This is a genomic window from Sphingomonas ginsenosidimutans (assembly GCF_002374835.1).
Classification (GTDB): Bacteria; Pseudomonadota; Alphaproteobacteria; order Sphingomonadales; family Sphingomonadaceae; genus Sphingomonas; species Sphingomonas ginsenosidimutans.
Genome location: NZ_NWVD01000054.1, coordinates 1 through 739 on the forward strand (window position 1 = coordinate 1; position 739 = coordinate 739).

Annotated in this window: 1 protein-coding gene; it reads left to right on the plus strand. The window is 67.1% G+C overall.

Going from position 1 to position 739, the window contains the following annotated elements:
* The coding region (locus tag COA17_RS18680; protein ID WP_141397145.1) for a transposase at positions 1–739 on the plus strand (739 nt) is incomplete at both ends.

Consider the following 739-nt stretch of genomic DNA (forward strand, 5'->3'; position numbering starts at 1 on the left):
ACGCGCGGCATCTACGACAACATGAAGACGGCGGTGACGAGCGTGTTCACCGGCAAGGAGCGTGTCTTCAACCGGCGCTTCCTGGTCATGGCCAACCACTACATGGTCGAGCCGACCGCCTGCTCGCCCGCGTCGGGTTGGGAGAAGGGTCAGGTCGAGAACCAGGTGCAGACCGCGCGCGGCCGCTTCTTCCAGCCACGCCTGCGCTTTACCAGCCTCGCGGAGCTGAACGGCTGGTTGGAGGCCGAGTGTCGGCGCTGGGCCGACATGCACCAGCATCCCGAGCAGAAGGAACTGACGGTCGCTGAGGCATGGGCAGCCGAACAGGCTGTACTCCAGCCTGTTGTCGCGCCCTTCGACGGCTTCCACGAGAGCGAGCATGCGGTAAGCGGCACATGCCTCATCAGCTTCGACCGCAACCGCTACTCCGTTTCTGCCAGGGTGGCGCGACGCGCGGTGCAGGTTCGCGCCTATGCCGACCGCATCGTCGTGCGCTGCGATGGTGAAGTAGTCGCCGACCATCCCCGGTTCTTTGGCCGCGACCGGACCATCTACGACCCGTGGCATTATCTGCCGGTGTTGGCGACCAAGCCGGGCGCCCTGCGCAACGGCGCACCGTTCCAGGGCTGGGAGCTGCCGCCTGCGCTGGCACGACTGCGGCGCAAGCTCGGCGTCGGTGACGATGCCGACCGGCGGTTCGTGCGGGTGCTGGCAGCGGTGCTCGACGACGGACTGGAGG